The organism is Collinsella sp. AM29-10AC (genome assembly GCF_003469085.1).
Taxonomy (GTDB): domain Bacteria; phylum Actinomycetota; class Coriobacteriia; order Coriobacteriales; family Coriobacteriaceae; genus Collinsella.
In genome coordinates this window covers 77,089-94,381 of record NZ_QSKB01000005.1, presented here as the reverse complement: position 1 = coordinate 94,381, position 17,293 = coordinate 77,089, and the positions used below count along the sequence as shown (strand labels likewise).

Below are 17,293 nucleotides of genomic sequence, written 5' to 3'. Positions count from 1 at the left end.
TTATCGTCCCGGCTCGAAAAAGTGCTAAATGTCAATTCTGGTCTAACAGAGCCAAACAAAAAGGTAGATTATTAGGCATGTCCCAAAAACCTACCTTGGTTAGTGCAGCAACTCGGTGAGGTTGCGTTTAAAGCGGGCGCGGTCTTCGCTGGTAAATGCTGCCGGACCGCGAGTGCGTCCGCCGGCGCGGCGTACCTTCTTTTCCTCGTGGCGAATAAACAGCTGCATGTCGATGGTTGCTTTGTCGTAGACGCGCCCGCGCACACCGATAGCGGCGGCATCGCGCCCGAGCACCATGCTCGCCAAGCCAATGTCCTGCGTCACGACCACGTCGCCCGCCTGCAGGCGTTCGACAATGGCAAAGTCGGCGCTGTCGGCGCCCACGCTCACGTCGAGCGTCGTGATCCAAAAGCCGCGTCGCGCGTGCTCGGCATCGCGCGGGTCGTCGCGGCGAATGTGCCGTTCCAGGTTTTGCGTGCTGTTGCCGGCGATAACAACGGCGACGCCCGCCCGCCGCGCGCAGTCAATCGACTCGCGCGTGACCGGGCAGGCGTCGGCATCAATAAAGAGCGTCTTTGGCATCTAGCGCACCAGTTTGCCAAACTGAATGGCGCGAACAATGAGCGTCACGCCAAACACCAGCAGCGCGGCACCGCTAAAGATGACGAGCATCTTGGCCGACCACAGCGGATAGATAAACACGAACATGCCCGCGATGATGGAGAGCGCGCCGCTCAGGATGGCGAGGGCGCGGTTGGCGGAAAGCTCGGATTCCAGAATCGACATGACGCCCTCGACGATCCAGCCAAAGCCGGCGACGACCACCACGAGCGTGGTGAGCGTCGCGGTCGAGAAGGCCTGGTTGCGCAGGATTATGACGCCGCCCAGAATGATGAGCAGGTTGGAGATGATGCTCGTAACGCGCCAGCCGGTGGGCAGCAGCGGCTCGAAAACAGCGGTAAACAGCCTGATCGCGGCCGTGATCACAAAGTAGATGCCCAAGACGGTCGTCAGGAAGACGAGGGATTTGGCGGGCGCAAACAGCAGTGCGATGCCGGCGACGAGCGCCAAGACGCCCGTGATGGCGTAAATCCAGCGCACGGCCTTGACGGCCTTGCCTGCCATGCTTTTCTCGTCAAATCCAAACGCGCTCGATTGCTTGTCATCGTTCTTAAAGATGCCCATGATGTCTCCTTTCCGTGCGGCGTAAGCCGTAGCTCTTGCAACCAGTATCGCCCAAGGGCGCCGTCGCGTGGGGCGGGAAGGGCGAATGGGAGCCTCATCTTCCCGAATTGTTACCTTTGTTCCCGTTTGGATGCGGAATATTCAACAGGTGTGGAACATTGCGCCGCTGTGTGTAATTGCCTACGTTTTAGGTTAGATTTTCTTAAGAACAATATGCTTTTATTGGGGGTCTTATGAACGAAGCTGTTCCCGCGGCGCCGGTAAGCGCCGAGTCGATGGCAAAGCAGGGTTGCGAAAAGCTTGGCCTGGACACGTTTGACGCGCTGGTCCGCCGCGCCCGTACGTGCCGCCGTTTTGACGAGTCCATGCGCGTGCCGCGCGAGTTTTTGCTCGAGCTGGCGGAACTGGCGCACCTGGCTCCCTGCGGCGCCAATGCTCAGCGTCTGCGTTTTCATGTGGTGAGCGGTGCCGAGGATTGCGCGCGTGTATTTGATGAGCTTGCATGGGCCGGCGCGCTTAAGGATTGGTCGGGTCCTGCCGAGGGCGAGCGTCCGACCGGCTACATCGCGATTCTTGCCGAGCGCGCTGTTCCGGGTAAGCCCGCCGCGCCCATCACCGAGGTCGACACGGGCATTGCCGCGCAGACGATGATGCTCGCCGCTCGCAGCGCCACGCCCGAGGTGGCAGCCTGCATGTTCAAGGCCTTTACGCCCCACGCGATCGATGCTATGGGGCTCGATAACGACAAGTATGAGCTCAAGCTGATCATGGCTTTTGGCGTGCCGGCCGAGACGCAGATGATCGATGCGATCGATTCCAACCCCGACGGCTCAATTAATTACTGGCGTGACGATGCGCAGGTGCACCACGTACCCAAGCGCCCGCTCGCCGACGTGCTGGTGTAGCTGAGCGTCACCGCGGCGTGATCAGACGGTAAACCACCACAAAGGTGCCTGTCCCCTTTGTGGTGGTACGAGGGGAGAGCGTGTGGCAGATCTGTATTTGGTGCGGCATGGGCAGACTGAGCTCAATGTGCAGAGCATTTTGCAGGGCTGGCACGATTCGCCGCTTACGGCGCGCGGGCGCGAGCAGGCGCTGACGGCGCGTACGGCGTTTGCGGCGCGTGGCGTGGCCTTTGATCATGTGTATTCCTCGCCGTTGGGCCGGGCGCGGCATACGGCCGAGCTTATCGTTGGCGAGGGCCGTTCCATTGAGCTGGTCGATGACCTGCGTGAGTGGCATTTTGGCTCGCTGGAGGGCACATCAAATCGCGAGATGCCGCCGCAGCCCTGGGGCGATTATCCGGTGGCCTTTGGCGGCGAGTCGGAAGTGCAGCTTCAGTCGCGCATGGTCGCGGCGCTGTCCCGTATTATGGCCCGGCCGCAGCACGACTGCGTGCTGGCGGTTTCCCACGGCTCAGCCTGCCAGGAGTTTCTTGAGTATGTGACTGGCGGGGGAGAGCTACCCGACAACGGTGCCGTGCTTCATTTTGGCTATTGCGACGGGGCGTTTTCGCTCTTGGGTTGGTAACGAACGAAAGGACCCCTATGAATAAAGATCTGTATCTGGTCCGTCATGGACAGACGATATTCAACCTTAAGCGTATCATTCAGGGGTGGAGTGACTCGCCGCTTACGCAGTTGGGTTGCGACCAGGCGGCGCGCGCCGGCATGTTTTTACGTGCGCGCGGCATTGAGCCCGATCATGCCTACACCTCCACGCTTCATCGCACCGAGCAGACTATCGCCAACTTGTGGCCGGGCTTGGCGTACGAGCGCCTGGACGGCCTGCGTGAGTGGTTCTTTGGCGACTTTGAGGCCGAGCGCGTGATGCTTATGCCCGAGCGCCCGTGGCGCGATTTCTATCGTCAATTTGGCGGCGAGGGCCAGATCCAGGTGCGCGAGCGCATGGTGGCGACGCTGACCGAACTCATGCAGCGTCCGGACCATACGTGTGTGCTCGCGGTAAGCCATGGCTCGGCTATCAAGGAGTTTATGGATCACGTGAAGGGTGCGGCGGCCGACGAGCGCGATCGCGTGCCGGGCAACTGCTCGGTGCTGCACTTTGCGTTTGACGACGAATCCGACACGTTTGAGTTGGTCGAAGTCTTTACGCAGGAGGATTACGCGCGCGAGCTGGGGCTTGAACCGCTTGTAGCGGTAGTAGGCCCGCAGCGCGGGTAGCGCTGGCGTTGCGGCGCGGTTTGCCGGCGAAATTGTTTGATGCGAAAGGGGCGGGGATGCATGCACGGGCATTGCATCCCTGCCCCTTGTTTGTTTGGATGCTGGGTTTTCCAGCTTCGCGTTTGAGTCCGCTAGAACCGTGAGATCTGGTGAGTGAGCAGACCCGTCGGAACCTGCGGCGCGCCGCCGCTGACCTGCGCGGCGGGGAAGAGCGCAGCTACGGCAAAGTTGAACGGCTCTTTGCCGGTGTACGTTCCGGCGGCACGGGCCTCATCGGCCAGAATCTGCGATGCCCCAGCCAGTGCGGCGGCATAGGCGGAGTCACCGGCGAACACGGGGTCGGGTGCCTGATCGAGCATGGCACGGATGGCAGCAACGGCGTCCTCGCGCTTGACCTCCCACACACGGTGCGTAATGCCGGCGGGGTCGGTGACGGCATAGAGCGACGCGCCTTCTTTGGCGGCGCCGAGGATGATATCCATGACGGGCGAGGCTTCGTAGGCGAGCGTTACAGGGCGAGGCTGCACCTTAAGCTCGGCGATTGCGCGGGCGGCTGCGGCCGCATCTGCGGAGGACGCGTTGTCGTCCGTCAGTACACCAACCGGGCAAATTGCCACAACGCCCGTCACGCGTCCCAGCTCTCCCGAACACTCGTACACGTAATACGCCGCGCCTGGATCCTTGAGCATTAGGCCGTCAGCAATGGCGCCGCGCAGGGCGTCGTTGCCGCTCAGGATACCGCCCATCGCAGGCAGCGCCTCGAGCACGCGGTCCTGAGCTGGGCGGATGCAGGGAAATGGAAGTGCTTTCATGGGCGGTCCTAACGCGCGAGTCGGTTTGTTCGCGGCTTATTATGCCCCAACTTGGCCGCTTGCGTCCCAGAGCGTGTTATCGGCAAGCGCGATGAGCACGTTTTGGCAGCGAACGATATCGGCATGGGGCACATACTCGTTGGGCTTGTGCGCGAGCGCCAACGAGCCGGGGCCGTAGCTCATACAATTGCGGTTGCCTGTCTTGCCGGCAATGACGGCAGTGTCGGTGTAGCCGGTAAAGAAGCCGACGGTCGTGTCTGTGCCCGTCACGTCATCGGCGGCACGCTTGAGTGCAGCCAGAAGGGGAGAGCTTGGATCGCGCTCGATGGCGGGGCGGTCGCCTGTCACGGTATAGCTTCCATGGCAGCCGGGGACCGCGGCTTCGGCGCCGGCGATGGCCTGCTCTACCATGCGCGTCGCGGCGGCCGTATCAGTCGGCGGGGCCAGGCGCATATCGACCCAGACCTTGGCATGGTCGGGCACGACATAGGGGCGGTAGCCGCCCTCGATCTGTCCAAACGTGATGGTCGATGGCCCCAGCTCATCGTGTACGGGCAGCGCCATGAACGCGCGGCGCAACGCGCAGACGACCTCTGCCATGGCGGCGACGGCGTCGGCGCCCTTCCAAGGCTGGCTCGCGTGCGCCGTGACGCCTGCCATCTCAATCTCGAACCATGTGCGCCCCTTGTGCGCCACCTGGATCTGTCCGTCGGCGGGCTCGGTGTCCAGCACCCATTCGCGCGAACCGACCCAGCCGGCATCAATGGCCGCCTCGGAGCCACGCATAAAGTCTTCCTCGTCGACCGAGCAGATGAGCGAAAAGCCACGTCGGGGCAGCTCACCGCTTGCCGCCACGCGCTCGAGCGTATGGACCAGTGCGGCAATGGCGCAGGCCAGGCCACCCTTCATATCGCAGGCACCGCGGCCATAGAGTTTATCGTCGCGCACAACCGCCCCAAGCGGTGCGATGTCTGCGTCCCAGCCATCGCCCAAGGTGACGGTATCCATGTGGCAGATATAGACCAGCCGCGGCTCGTCGCTTTGGCCCGGCACGGTGACTTTAAGGTTGCGGCGCCCGGGCAGCACTTCGAGCTCCTCAATCTGCACGGCATCGAGCGCAGAACTATCAAGTTGTGCCAGCTGCTGCTCAATGAGCCTCTTAATGAAGCGCTCAATTTCATCCTCATACGCGCCCGGGTCTGAGCTGTCAATCTTCACAAGGTCCTGCGCAAGCCGCCAGGCAAAGTCCTCATCAACCATATGCAACCTCACAATCAGTCTGCTTTCCAAACCGATTGTAAGCCTCTTGAGAGATCCGCGGCGTGCGCGCAGCGGTATTTACCGTTCGCAGGCCGAGCCAGCGCGTTTGCCGTCCAGGCGGGTTTACGAACGATGCGGTGGGTACGTACCCTTCATGGACGACATGCTGTGCGACATATCTGCCTTTCGGTATCACCGGATACCTCCACAGGTCTTGGCAATAATGCCGGACCTGCCCGATTCTGCGGACGATCCGCGCAGGGAGCACCTATGTGAGCATCCGCTCGTCACGCATTTCCTGGGCACCCCGTTACACGTGTTGGCGCAGGGCAGCTGCGGACGTAAGGGCGATCGCATTGTCAGGCATGTTTGGAACGGGGAGAGGCCGTTTGATTCCGTGCGGCAGACGGAGTTTGGCTTCGATGTTGCGTCCCCACTCTTTACCCTGCTGACCCTGGCTTCCTCGGTCTCAAACGAGCGTCTAATCATGTGCATGTATGAGATGTGCGGCACCTTTGCCGTGTGCAAGATTGCGCCTCAGGTAAAGTCGGCACTTGAGCAGGCATATGGGAGCCGATGGAGTGACGCACGGTCGGGCTGGGAAAACGTAAAGGATGTCTCGGGGAATCCAACGGACTTGTGGAAACGACCTCCCTTGATCGAGCTCTCTGAGCTTACAGAGTTCGTCGATAAGGTCCGGGGGCTCCGCGGCGCTAAATCGTTCATACGAGCCGCGAAATGCATTACGGGGGTGGCAGCATCGCCGCTCGAGGTCCAGGCTTCGATGCTGTTTGGCCTTACGAGGTTGCGCGGCGGCGAAGGGCTGCGCCTTACCAATAACGTTGAGATTCGTATGACGCGCAGCGCCCGCCTGATTTCGGGGCTTGATAGGCGCTATGCCGATATCCTGCTGGCAAATAAGGACGGCAGCCGAGAGTGTCTGGTTGAATGCCAGGGTAAAGCCATTCACGGATCCATTGAATCCAAGATTTCGGACTCCGATCGAACGACGGCCTTGCAAGCCATGGGATATCCCGTCGTTCTGATGACCTATGGTCAGCTGGCCGACTTCGATGCCTTCCGCGTGGTGATGGAGCTCATCATGTCCTATCTCGATGTGCCGCTGAAAGACAAGACGCCGCGACAGCAGGAGCTCGAACGGCGGCTTCGTGAGGAGATTTTTATCGATTGGGCGGGAATGTAGTCGCGCGGTGGGTAAACGGTAGCGCGAGCTAGAGTTCTGGTCGCAAAAAGGCTTCAATTTTGCCTTGGAGGGACCCTAAAAATGCTATCTAGAATAAGTTGTTTCGGAAAATAGACAGTCAACTTACATTCGGCACATAGAGACCGATTTTTACCTACTAAAGTCCCTGATAAAGCTGTTTATCAAAGCGGGTGTGCTTAGCGACTGGAGCCTCACTATCGATTATCTGAAAAAACTTGTTCTGGGTATCATTTTAAAGTCGTCCGGAGCAACAAAATCGCCCCCCCGTTTCGTGAATACGGGGGGGGCGAATGGGCTTCGTGGTCTGTCTGGCAGGCTTGGCACCGGCGCTATTTAATCACGCGCACGCGATACATCGACGGAATCTGCTTGAGCGCCTCGATCGTGCTGCCGTCCAGGTGCTCATCGGTGTCGAACATGGTGTAGGCGTTCTCGCCAGCGGACTCGTTGGTCATGCGCTGCACATTGGCGTTGTCCTTGGCGAGAATGGCCGTGATCTGGCCGATCATGTTGGGCACGTTGGCATGCAGGCAGGCAATACGGCTTGCGGCGCGCGCCTTGCCCATGCTGCAGGCGGGGTAGTTGACGCTGTGCGCGATGTTGCCGTTTTCCAGGTAATCCTTGAGCTCGCTGATGGCCATGTCGGCGCAGTTGGCCTCGGCCTCGCCGGTGCCGGCGCCCGAATGCGTGGTGATAAACGTATTGGGCATCTTGACGGTCTTGGGCGTGGCAAAGTCGCAGCTAAACCAGCTGAGCTTGCCCTCGCGCAGGGCGGCGTCGACGGCGTCTTCGTCAATGATGGTCTCGCGCGCGTAGTTGATGAGCACGGCGTCGGGCGCTAGCAGGTTAATCTGCTCGGTGCTGATCATACCGATGGTGTCGGCCTTGCTGGGCACGTGCACGGTGAGGTAGTCGCAGCCGCGGCACAGATCCTCGAGCGTGCCCACGCGCTGCACCTCGCGGCTCAGCACCCACGCGTGCTCGACGGAAATGAACGGGTCGTAGCCGTAGACGTCCATGCCCAGATCGACACAGGCGTTGGCGACCTTGGAGCCCACGTTGCCCAGGCCGATGACGCCAATGCGCTTGCCCTTGAGCTCGCGACCCACAAAGGCCTTCTTGGCCTTCTCGGCGTCGACTTGGATATCGGGGTCGTCGGCGTTGTCGCGCACCCAGTTCATCGACTGCACCACGCCGCGGCTCGAAAGCACCAGCATGCCCTGGACGAGCTCCTTGACGGCGTTGCTGTTGGCGCCGGGGGAGTTAAAGACAACGACGCCCTTCTTGGCGTACTCCTCGACGGGGATGTTGTTGACGCCGGCGCCACAGCGGGCGATGGCGCGGATGCCCTCGGGCAGCTCGTAGCCGTGCAGGTCGGTCGAGCGCATCAGGATGGCGTCGGCCTCCTCGGCGGTGCTCACAAATTCGTAGCCCTCGCCAAACTCGACTTCGCCGTCTTTGGTGATGTCGTCGATGGTCTTGATCTTGCGCATGGAAAGCTCCTTAGCAGGTTTGTTTAAAACAAGTGGTTTGAAGTGGCTGGTCGGCCCGCTCGTTGCGGGCTAGTTAGATCGCGGGCTCAAACTATGCTGCGCTTCGAAGTCCTTCATATACGTGGCCAGCGCCTGCACGCCCTCCATGGTGACGGCGTTGTACACGCTGGCGCGCATGCCGCCGACGAGGCGATGGCCCTTGACGTTTTGAATCTGGTGCTCGGCTGCGCCTGCGACAAAGGCGGCGTCGAGGCCGGCATCGTCGGTGCGGAAGGTGACGTTGGCGATGGAGCGGCTGCCGGTCTGCGCGGTGCCATGGAACAGCTCGCTGTGCTCGAGCAGATCGTAGAGCAGATTGGCCTTGGCCCAGTTGCGCTCGGTCATGGCGGCAAGTCCGCCGGTTTGCTCCACCCAACGGAACACCTTGCCGCATACGTAGATGCCAAAGGTGTTGGGCGTGTTGAGCATGGAGCCCTTGGCGGCCTGGGTCTTAAGGTCCATGTACTGCGGCGTCTGCGCAAAGGCTGGACCGTCGGCGATCAGGTCGTCGCGCACGATAACCACGGTGACGCCCGCGGCGCCGGCGTTTTTCTGAGCGCCGGCGTAGATGAGTCCGTAGCGCTCGACGTCGAGCGGCTGCGACAAAAAGCAGCTCGAGACATCGGCGACCAGCGGTACGTCGCCGAAGTTAGGCAGCTCGTGGTACATGGTGCCAAAGATGGTGTTGTTCTGGCAGATGTAGACGTAGTCGAGCCCGCCGCCCGCGGCCTCGGCGGCAATGCGCGCGTTGATGTCGGCCATGGCGGGAATGCGGTCGAAATTGGCGTCCTCGGAGCTCGCGAGCAGCACGGCCTCGCCGTACTTGGCGGCTTCCTTGTACGCCTTGTTGGCGAAGTTGCCGGTCACGACGTAGCCGGCGCGGCCGCGGCGCATGAGGTTCATCGGGATGCCCGCAAACTGCAGCGTGGCGCCGCCCTGCAAAAACAGAACACGGTAGTTATCGGGGATGCTCAGCAGGCGGCGCAGGGTTGCCTCGGCGTCGTCGATGATCTGCTGGTACATGCTAGATCGATGGCTCATCTCGAGCACGGACATGCCGCAACTGCGGTAGTCCATCATCTCGTCGGCGATCTCGGCGAGCACGCTTGTAGGCAGTGCGGCCGGGCCAGCTGAGAAGTTGTGCACACGTGCCATCTTCTAGTTCCCCTCGTAGTCGTTTGAACGTTCGGGATACTTTAGCACAGTGGAGCGTCAGGCGCGACCGCATCACGGTAAAACTCGAGTGCGCCGCTATGATTTACAGGATGGTTACATGGGGGAGGGGTGCTTTACTCCTCGGGCAAATCCAAATCTGCGAGCGAAGGCATGAGGTTCTCTAGGCGCTTGATTTCTTCGTCGCAAATTAGCTAACCCCTGGTCACTACGACGCCAGCGTGGCGATGACGGCTTCGTCGCCGGCGTATATGAGGGTGTTGCCGTCGGGGATGATCGTTTGGCCGTCGCGCTTGAGCATCACGACGATAAACGGGTGCTTGCCTTGCGGCACATCGCGCAGGCGCTGGCCGGCCAGGCGACCGTGGGGGGTCACGGTGACCTCGCGCAGCGTAACCTCGGCACGCTCTTCAAACGTCGGGGCGGCCATAACCAGAAGGTCGCCTTCCTCGATCACGGTATCGCCGTTGGGCAGCACGGGGTGCGCGCCGTCGCGCAGCACCAGAACCACAAGCATGTCCGTCGCACTGCCAATGTCGGCGAGCGAACGTCCGGCAAACGGATGTCCAGCTCCCATCTTGAGCTTGACGAACGACATGCCGTCCTCGTCGCGGTAATCGTTAAAGGTGCGGCGCACGTCGCCTTCCGCATCGATCATATCGAGCTTCTTCGCCACCGCCGGCAGCAGCGAGCCCTGCACCACAATGCTAGACACGGCAATCACAAACACCAGGTCAAATAGGTCGTGTCCGCCGGGAACACCTGCCACCACGGCAAAGAGACTAAAGACGACCGAAGCTGCTCCGCGCAGACCCGCCCAGCTTACGAGCGCGACCTGGCGGGGGTTCGTCTTAAAGGGCGCCAGGAGCATGCCGACGGCGATGGGACGGCTCGCAAAGAGCATAAACGCCATGAGCGCCAGGCCCGGCAGCAGCATTTGCGGCAGGCGGGCGGGCGTCACGAGCAGGCCGAGCAAGAAGAAGATCGTCATCTCGGCCATCTCGGTGAGGGTGTCAAAGAAGTGCGCCAGCTCGACCTTGCCGGTGATGTCGCTCGCGCCCAGCACAATGCCGGCCAGGTACACGGCCAAAAAGCCGTTGCCGCCCAGGTAGCTCGGCAGCGCGTAGGCGACGATTGCCACGGCGAACAAAAAGATGGTCTGCGCGCCCTCGGCTGTTGCGCGTGCGCGTTCAATCAGGTGGCCCGCCGCCCAGCCGATGGCAAGGCCCAGGCCCACGCCCAGGATAATCTGCTTGGCCAGCAGTGTGGGAATGTTGATGTCGCCGCCGGCTGCGAGTGTGGCGAGCACGGCGGTGAGCATGTAGGCGACGGGGTCGTTGGAGCCCGATTCGACCTCGAGCAGCGAGTCGGTGCCGCCCCTCAGCGAAAGGCTGTGCTCGCGCAGAACGCTAAAGACGCTGGCCGCGTCGGTGGACGCCACAACCGATCCCAGCAGCAGGCCGCCGATCCAGTCGAAGCCCAGTACAAAGTGCGCGAACACGCCGGTAATGCCGGCAGTGATGACGACGCCGAGCGTGCTCAGCAGCACCGCAGGCGCGGCGACGGGCTTGGCACGGTCGATGTTGGTGTTAAAACCGCCGTAGAACATGATGAACAGCAGCGCCGTGCTGCAGACGGTTTCGGTGAGCGCGTAGTCGCTAAAGTCGATGTGAGCCGGGCCGTTGACGCCCAACAGCATGCCGAGCGCGATAAAGATGAGCAGGGTGGGGAAGGGGAGTTTTTTGCCGACGGGCTTGATGGTCAGGCACAGAATAATAACGAGGCCGATAAAGAGAAGGATCTGGTTCATGGATGGTGTCCGCTCCTGGGTGGTTGGCGTGGCACGGTCAGTTGTCTGCGGTTATTTGTACCCAAAGATGGTGGGTTTATGGGGTTGGATTGCGGGCGTGCGCGATATCGTCATAGACGGCTGCCGTCTTTGCCTCTGCTTGGAAACCCTTTCCAGCTTTATTGCAACGGAGTACAATGGGTAACGTTTAAGTTCAACTTGAAGTTTTAGTTGCGGCGCCGGGCTTCGGCCGCAATGCAAGGAGAGGCGTACCATGGCGATCTATGTGACATCTGATGCTCACGGGCACGTGCGTGCGCTTGACGAGGCCCTGTCTAAGATCTCGTTGACGTCCGACGACACGCTGTACGTGCTGGGCGACATGATCGATCGCGGGCCCGATCCGGTCGGCGTTATTAAGCTCGTGCGCTCGCTGCCCAACGCCCACGTGCTCAAGGGCAATCACGAGCAGATCATGCTCGATGCCATCATTGGCCAGGATCCGCTCGATGCCGAGACCTGGGATATCAACGGTGGCTGGACGACGCGCGAGCAGCTCAACGACATGGAATTTGAGGCATACGAGGAGCTCGTGCGATGGATGGCCGCGCTGCCGCTCTACGCGGTGGCCGAGACCGAGGAGCGCCCGTACCTGCTGGTGCATGCCGGCATCCAGACCGAGGCGGCGCGCGCGTTTTTGCTTGAGCATGGTGTCGATTGCGGTGACGGCAGGGGAGCGGTCGATGCCGATAGCGAGCTGCTGCGGCAAATGCTCGCCGTGCAGTCGTTCGATGACCTGCTGTGGATTCGTCACGGCTATTGGGATGCGCCGACGGGACTGCTTTCTGCCGAGGGCGAGGGGCCGGTCGTGGTGAGCGGCCACACGCCAACGGTGTCGCTCGGGCGTTATTGCGAGGTAGGTGGCCTTGCGGGACTCGATGAGGAGTCGGGCCGCGGGCAGATTGTGCGTCTGGGTGGCGAGGATACCGCCGGTGTGCCCGATCGCATCGATATCGACTGCGCCGCCGCCACCGGCTCCGAGTTCGGTCGCGTGGGCATCCTGCGCCTTGATGACGGCGCCGAGTTCTATGCGAACATCAACCCAGGCGAATAATCGGTGCAAAGGGTAGCTAATTTGGGACGGAGCTTTTTTGACTACTTTCGGAGAATAGCGCCTTTTTGCTCGGTAAGCGCGAGAAATGAGGAGCGTCTGCGTCCTCGGCAGTGCGAAAATGCTCAAAAAACCGTCGCAACGGAGTCAAACGACGTTGCGACGGTTCTTTTTTGGCTGCCCGCTGGCTAAGTGAGTAGACTTTTTTGGAAATGCCGAGCAGCCGGCAAATTTGCCTCAACAAAACCGCAGGTCACTGACTTGTGTTTTGCCGGTGTGGTCAGGGATTCGGCAAAAGTCTACTCACTTAGTTTTGCGTGTCGCAAATCGTCCGCAACGAGACCCCCCATTGCGCCAATTAGGCGCCGTACGGGTTGCGGTCGCGTTCGATGCGTTGGCGGATGTGGGCGTATTCGATAATCAGCAGCACCAGGAGTAGGGCCATGATGGCTAGGTAGCTCACCACGGCGCCCATCAGACCCAGCAGCTTAATCAGGATCACCGGCACCACCACGCTTACGGCGAAGCAGATCAGGTAGATCTTGGTGACATCGCCGGCGTGGCGCAACACCGTGATAATGGCATAGATAAAGTCGATTGCCGCGGTGACGCCGCCGGCGACAACCATTAGCAGTGCAAGCGTGCGGTAGCGCTCAAAGTTGAGGCCGTACATAAAGCTCATGAGGGGAATGCCGGGGCCTGCCATAAATGCGGCGCACGCTCCAGTAATGACTACGATCAGTGCCATAACGGCAACAATAATCAGATCAAAGCGGCGACGCTTGCGCGGATTCGCCCAAATGCTCGACAGACGTAGGAGCTGCGGTTTATAGATAAATCCAATGCTCAACAAAATGGCCTGCGCCGGAAAAAACAGTGCATTAAAGTACAGCTGATATTTGTATGCCAGCGTGCCCTCCATCACGAACTTGGGCATGCTCTCGATAAGGTTGAACAGGAACAGCGCACCAAAGAGCGGGGCGCACTGGACAAACAGGTGGCCAGCCTCGCGCAGACTCATGCGGCGTGATTTTTCGGTTTCGAGCAGGGCGAGCGGGGCGGTGACCAGCACGAGCGAGGCAATCGCGGCGATGCCCATGGCCATGGCGGCGATGGGCATGCTGCGCGTGAGGAACAGTGCCACGCTAAAGACCGCGATGACGCCGACGGATCGTAGCGTTTAGCTCATGCCGGCCAGGTAGAGTTTGTCGGCCTGCTGCAGGCGGCCCTCGTACACGTCGGCAATGCCGTCGATCACCTTATACAGGTAGACGCCCAGGCCGATTGTGGCCATCTGCGCATCGTAGCCGCGGGCGCTGCTGTACACCAGGCCGCATGCCAGCGCGAGCGCTCCGCAGAGCCAGCGGTTGAGCTGGTAGGAGGCGAAGGAGGTCTTTTCGTCGATGTCCGAGACCTGAAAGTTGCGCACGCCGTAGTTGCACGCGATCATGATGAGCGTGCCGGTGACAAAGGCGATGGAGAATTTGCCAGCCTCCTCGGCGCCCACGAGCTGTGTGGACACGATGGTGAGCAACGGAAACACCATGCCCCACACGGCGGTGCCCAGGGTATTCCAAAGGTAGTCGCGACGGGTGGCGTGATCTTCGTACTCGGCTTCTTGCGTGGAGAAGCCGCCGCCGTAGACGGCTCCGAGCAGGCGGTTCCACCAGGCATTGACCATGCGGTGGATGGGGCCGGGTTGGCGATCGCGCTCGCGACGACGGCGTGTGGCCTGGCTGCTGTCGGGACCGCCGGCGTTACGTTGGCTTAGTTCTTGGATTCGCGCGAGCTCCTCGGCGGTGTGCGATGCGGGGAACAGGCCGTTCTCGATGCGTCCGCCCTGGGCCTTTGCGGTGCCGCTGCTCGCTATGGCGGGGTCGGCGACGCCATTGCGGCGGGCGATGGCGCGGCGGATGCTATCGAGGGGCGTGATGCTCAAAGCGGAGTCCTTTCTATTGCTACGCTCTAGTATAGACGCGACGGTGTTCGTTCGTGTTTTTGAACAGGTTGTTCGATAATTTCGGCGGCGCCATTCAGTAGACGGCATTTGGGGACGTTCCTTATGTGCCGGCACTTTGGGAACGTCCCTAAGTGCCGGCATCCGGGGTCGCTCCTTGGTTGTTGCCTGTTCAAGAGTGTCTCTAACGACTAGGCCGCTTGCCTGCGATTTTTGACCGTTGGGCGGGCGCTTCGCCGTTGCCGCAAAAACGTTTTTGCATATCGGGTACAACGGGCTTTACGTGAGTAAAGTGCGCGCCGCGTCCACGTGTCGCGCTTTTAAAGGAGGCCCCATGCCTGGTGTTACCCCTGCAGAAGTTCTGTCCAACTTTGGTATTGCGCTGGTCGAAGATCCCGCCGAGAATCAGCCCCGTCTGCTGGTCGATCTACCCGCCGCGGAGCTCGTCGAGCACGCTATCCGCCGCGAAGAAGGCCGCATGGCATCCAACGGCGCGCTGGTGATCGAGACGGGGGAGCGCACTGGTCGTTCCCCCAATGACCGCTTTATCGTCGACACCCCCGATGTCCACGACAAGATTGCCTGGGGCGCCGTCAACCGCCCGCTGTCCGTCGAGAGCTATGAGGCCATCAAGGCCGGCATCGTCGACTATCTCAACGAGCGCGACGTGTTCGTTACCCGTGGCATGGCAGGCGCCGACCGCAACCACACGCGTCGACTGCTCGTTGCCTGCGAGCGTGCCAGCCAGGCACTCTTTATCAAGCAGATGCTCGCCCGCCCGCTCGCCCGCGAAATCGCGCGCACCGGCGAGCCCGACTTCTGCGTGCTCGCGGCGCCCGGTTTCCAGTGCGATCCTGCCATCAAGGGCCTCAACTCCAGCGCCGCCGTGGTCATCAATTTCCAGGAACGCGTGATTCTGGTCGCCGGCACCGGCTACTCCGGCGAGATTAAAAAGTCGATCTTTAGCGTCATGAATTACCTGCTGCCCGTCGAGGACGACGTGCTACCCATGCACTGCTCGGCCAGCATGGATCCCGTCACGCACGAGACCGCCGTGTTCTTTGGCCTTTCGGGCACGGGCAAGACCACGCTTTCGGCCAACCCCACGCGGCTGCTGATCGGCGACGACGAGCACGGTTGGTCCGACATGGGCATCTTCAACATCGAAGGTGGCTGCTACGCCAAATGCGAGGGCCTGGACGCGTTCCACGAGCCCGAGATCTTCAACGCTGTCCGCTTTGGCGCGATCTGCGAAAACGTGGTGCTCGACGAGAACCGCAAGCCCAACTACGACGACATCTCGATCACGCACAACACGCGCGTGGCATACCCTGTGGAGCACATTCCCAACGCGTGGACCAAGGGCATGGGCACCACTCCAAGCGTCGTGCTCTTCCTGACCTGCGATGCCTTTGGCGTGCTGCCGCCCATCTCGCGCCTGACGGCCGACGCCGCCATGTATCACTTTGTGACGGGCTTTACGGCCAAGATCCCCGGCACCGAGGTCGGCGTCACCGAGCCCACGCCCACGTTCTCTTCGCTGTTTGGCGAGCCGTTTATGCCGCTCGACCCCATGGTCTATGCCAAGATGCTCGGTGAGCGCATCGCCGACGGCCGCACGCGTGTGTACCTGGTCAACACCGGCTGGATCGGCGGCGGCTACGGCGTGGGTCATCGCATCGAGCTTGCCTACACGCGCGCCCTGGTGGCCCGCGCCCTCGACGGTACCATCGAGGACAGCGAGTTCGTGCACGACGACATCTTTAACGTCGACATTCCCACCACGTGCCACGGCGTACCCGACGGCATCCTGGTGCCGCGCCAGTATTGGCAGAGCACCGCTCGCTACGACGAGGCCGCGCACAACTTGGCCGTGATGTTCGAGGAGAACTTCGAGAAGAAGTACTCGCACCTGCCCGAATCCGTCAAGGCCGCCGGTCCGCACGCTCAGGTGCACGCCGACGCCCGTCATCGCGGCCACGGCCTGCTGGGACTTCGCCACTAGCGTCGCCTCAGACCCAAAACCATCATAAAGGGGACAGGCACCTTTGTGGTGGTTTTACTCGCGCGGATGACTCGGGTTATAATACGCCTAACATATCGCTCCCTTCTCCGGATGGGGGCAGCGTAAGCGCTCTTGTGGCGGCACCGTAGGACTTTGAAGGTGGCCGTCGTAAGGGCGCTTTTTGTTTAGGCACCCGGGCTCGGGCGCATGCTATGAAGGGAGAGCACATGAAGAGTTTCGTTGCCGAGGATTCGTTTTGGGAGCTATTTCCGCAGGCGGCTGTCGGTGTTGTGGTCGTAAAGGGCATGAAGCCCGCGGCTCAGATTCCTCAAGAGGACGTGGACGCGATTGCGGCGTTGCTCGACCGCGCCAATATCGACGCGGAGCGTCATCTGACCAGCGATACTATCAGCGAGAATGCGCCGGTTAAGGCATGGCGCGAGGCATATCGCCTATTCAAGACCAAGAAGGGCGCGCGTTGCTCAATTGAGAACCTGCTCAAACGCGTGCTCAAAGGCAAGCCGGTGGGCCACATTACGCCCGCGGTGGACATTTACAACACGGTGTCGCTGACCTACGCGTTACCCGTAGGCGGCGAGGATTTGCATGCGATCGAGGGAGACCTTCGCTTGAAGGTGACCGACGGCGGCGACGCGTTCCTGCCGCTTGGCGAGGAAGCGGATGACCCGACGCTGTCCGGCGAGCTGGCCTACGTCGATGATGCGGGCGCCGTGTGCCGCTGCTGGAACTGGCGCGACGGCGTTCGAACGGCCCTGTCCGACGATTCGGCGGACGCGTTCCTGGCGATTGAGTGCGTAGAGCCCGAGCGAATGGGGGACTGCCAGGCCGCCATCGATCGTCTTGCCGATTTGCTCGAGCGCTATCTGGGAGCGACGGTTGTCGTTAAGACGCTTGTGACTCGCGACAATCCCTGCGTGGAGCTGTAGCGGCGCCTGCGGATCATGTTCGCCGGTCAAAACCGCCACAAAGGTGCCTATCCCCTTTGTGGTGGTTTTTATGTTGATGGGTTAACAAATGGGGTATTTGGGTACGGGTGTCGG

The 17,293-nt window shown here is 61.2% G+C and carries 16 protein-coding genes; 7 read left to right on the top strand and 9 right to left on the bottom strand.

Annotated features, from left to right (window positions below):
• Positions 1 to 99 precede the first annotated feature (99 nt).
• Together DW754_RS02955 and DW754_RS02950 are read right to left on the bottom strand one after the other, a co-directional pair.
• The gene (locus DW754_RS02955) at positions 100 to 582 is read right to left on the bottom strand and encodes a DUF188 domain-containing protein (RefSeq protein ID WP_117758351.1); all 483 of its coding nucleotides are present in this window, start codon (positions 580 to 582) and stop codon (positions 100 to 102) included.
• Positions 583 to 1,185, bottom strand: a complete 603-nt coding sequence (locus DW754_RS02950) for an HdeD family acid-resistance protein (RefSeq protein ID WP_117583774.1) — start codon at positions 1,183 to 1,185, stop codon at positions 583 to 585. It abuts the gene before it with no gap.
• A gap of 233 nt (positions 1,186 to 1,418) precedes the next feature.
• Here DW754_RS02950 and DW754_RS02945 point away from each other — a divergent pair, with 233 nt between their 5' ends.
• The 3 genes from DW754_RS02945 to DW754_RS02935 all read left to right on the top strand — a co-directional run bounded on the left by DW754_RS02945 (position 1,419) and on the right by DW754_RS02935 (position 3,368).
• Positions 1,419 to 2,090 carry a nitroreductase family protein gene (locus tag DW754_RS02945; RefSeq protein WP_117563980.1) on the top strand — a complete coding sequence of 224 codons (672 nt, stop codon included), beginning with the start codon at positions 1,419 to 1,421 and terminating at the stop codon, positions 2,088 to 2,090.
• An 82-nt stretch (positions 2,091 to 2,172) separates the two neighbouring features.
• Positions 2,173 to 2,715, top strand: a complete 543-nt coding sequence (locus DW754_RS02940; protein ID WP_055252053.1) for a histidine phosphatase family protein — start codon at positions 2,173 to 2,175, stop codon at positions 2,713 to 2,715.
• Between the two features lie 17 nt (positions 2,716 to 2,732).
• A complete protein-coding gene (locus DW754_RS02935; RefSeq protein WP_117758350.1) occupies positions 2,733 to 3,368 on the top strand; it encodes a histidine phosphatase family protein in 636 nt (211 codons plus the stop codon).
• A 131-nt stretch (positions 3,369 to 3,499) separates the two neighbouring features.
• Here the strand turns inward: DW754_RS02935 and DW754_RS02930 are convergent, their stop codons facing one another.
• Positions 3,500 to 4,180, bottom strand: coding sequence for a DUF1015 family protein (locus tag DW754_RS02930; protein ID WP_117758349.1), 681 nt, complete (start codon positions 4,178 to 4,180; stop codon positions 3,500 to 3,502).
• A gap of 39 nt (positions 4,181 to 4,219) precedes the next feature.
• Entirely contained in the window at positions 4,220 to 5,440 is a 1,221-nt protein-coding gene (locus DW754_RS02925) for a M20 family metallopeptidase (protein ID WP_117758348.1), read from the bottom strand.
• A 223-nt stretch (positions 5,441 to 5,663) separates the two neighbouring features.
• Between DW754_RS02925 and DW754_RS02920 the strand changes: the two genes are divergently transcribed.
• Entirely contained in the window at positions 5,664 to 6,644 is a 981-nt protein-coding gene (locus DW754_RS02920) for a hypothetical protein (RefSeq protein WP_147336366.1), read from the top strand.
• A 350-nt stretch (positions 6,645 to 6,994) separates the two neighbouring features.
• On the opposite strand, the gene DW754_RS02915 is transcribed toward DW754_RS02920, so the two are convergent.
• The 3 genes from DW754_RS02915 to DW754_RS02905 form a co-directional block, all read right to left on the bottom strand.
• The gene (locus tag DW754_RS02915) at positions 6,995 to 8,158 is read right to left on the bottom strand and encodes a phosphoglycerate dehydrogenase (protein WP_117758346.1); all 1,164 of its coding nucleotides are present in this window, start codon (positions 8,156 to 8,158) and stop codon (positions 6,995 to 6,997) included.
• Between the two features lie 69 nt (positions 8,159 to 8,227).
• Positions 8,228 to 9,352, bottom strand: coding sequence for a 3-phosphoserine/phosphohydroxythreonine transaminase (gene serC / locus DW754_RS02910; RefSeq protein ID WP_117758345.1), 1,125 nt, complete (start codon positions 9,350 to 9,352; stop codon positions 8,228 to 8,230).
• A 226-nt stretch (positions 9,353 to 9,578) separates the two neighbouring features.
• Positions 9,579 to 11,180 carry a potassium/proton antiporter gene (locus DW754_RS02905; protein WP_117758344.1) on the bottom strand — a complete coding sequence of 534 codons (1,602 nt, stop codon included), beginning with the start codon at positions 11,178 to 11,180 and terminating at the stop codon, positions 9,579 to 9,581.
• Positions 11,181 to 11,433: 253 nt separating this feature from the next.
• On the opposite strand from DW754_RS02905, the gene DW754_RS02895 reads away from it, so the two are divergent.
• Positions 11,434 to 12,273, top strand: coding sequence for a metallophosphoesterase family protein (locus DW754_RS02895; protein WP_117655697.1), 840 nt, complete (start codon positions 11,434 to 11,436; stop codon positions 12,271 to 12,273).
• Positions 12,274 to 12,628: 355 nt separating this feature from the next.
• On the opposite strand, the gene DW754_RS11135 is transcribed toward DW754_RS02895, so the two are convergent.
• Together DW754_RS11135 and DW754_RS11130 are read right to left on the bottom strand one after the other, a co-directional pair.
• Complete coding sequence (locus DW754_RS11135) at positions 12,629 to 13,414, bottom strand: lipopolysaccharide biosynthesis protein (RefSeq protein ID WP_233508918.1); 786 nt, start codon at positions 13,412 to 13,414, stop codon at positions 12,629 to 12,631.
• A 36-nt stretch (positions 13,415 to 13,450) separates the two neighbouring features.
• The gene (locus DW754_RS11130; RefSeq protein ID WP_233508920.1) at positions 13,451 to 14,209 is read right to left on the bottom strand and encodes a hypothetical protein; all 759 of its coding nucleotides are present in this window, start codon (positions 14,207 to 14,209) and stop codon (positions 13,451 to 13,453) included.
• 352 nt (positions 14,210 to 14,561) lie between these two features.
• Between DW754_RS11130 and pckA the strand changes: the two genes are divergently transcribed.
• Both pckA and DW754_RS02880 read left to right on the top strand, forming a co-directional pair.
• A complete protein-coding gene (gene pckA, locus DW754_RS02885) occupies positions 14,562 to 16,232 on the top strand; it encodes a phosphoenolpyruvate carboxykinase (ATP) (RefSeq protein ID WP_199411431.1) in 1,671 nt (556 codons plus the stop codon).
• Between the two features lie 227 nt (positions 16,233 to 16,459).
• A complete protein-coding gene (locus DW754_RS02880) occupies positions 16,460 to 17,179 on the top strand; it encodes a B3/4 domain-containing protein (protein WP_117758343.1) in 720 nt (239 codons plus the stop codon).
• The last annotated feature ends 114 nt before the right edge of the window (positions 17,180 to 17,293 follow it).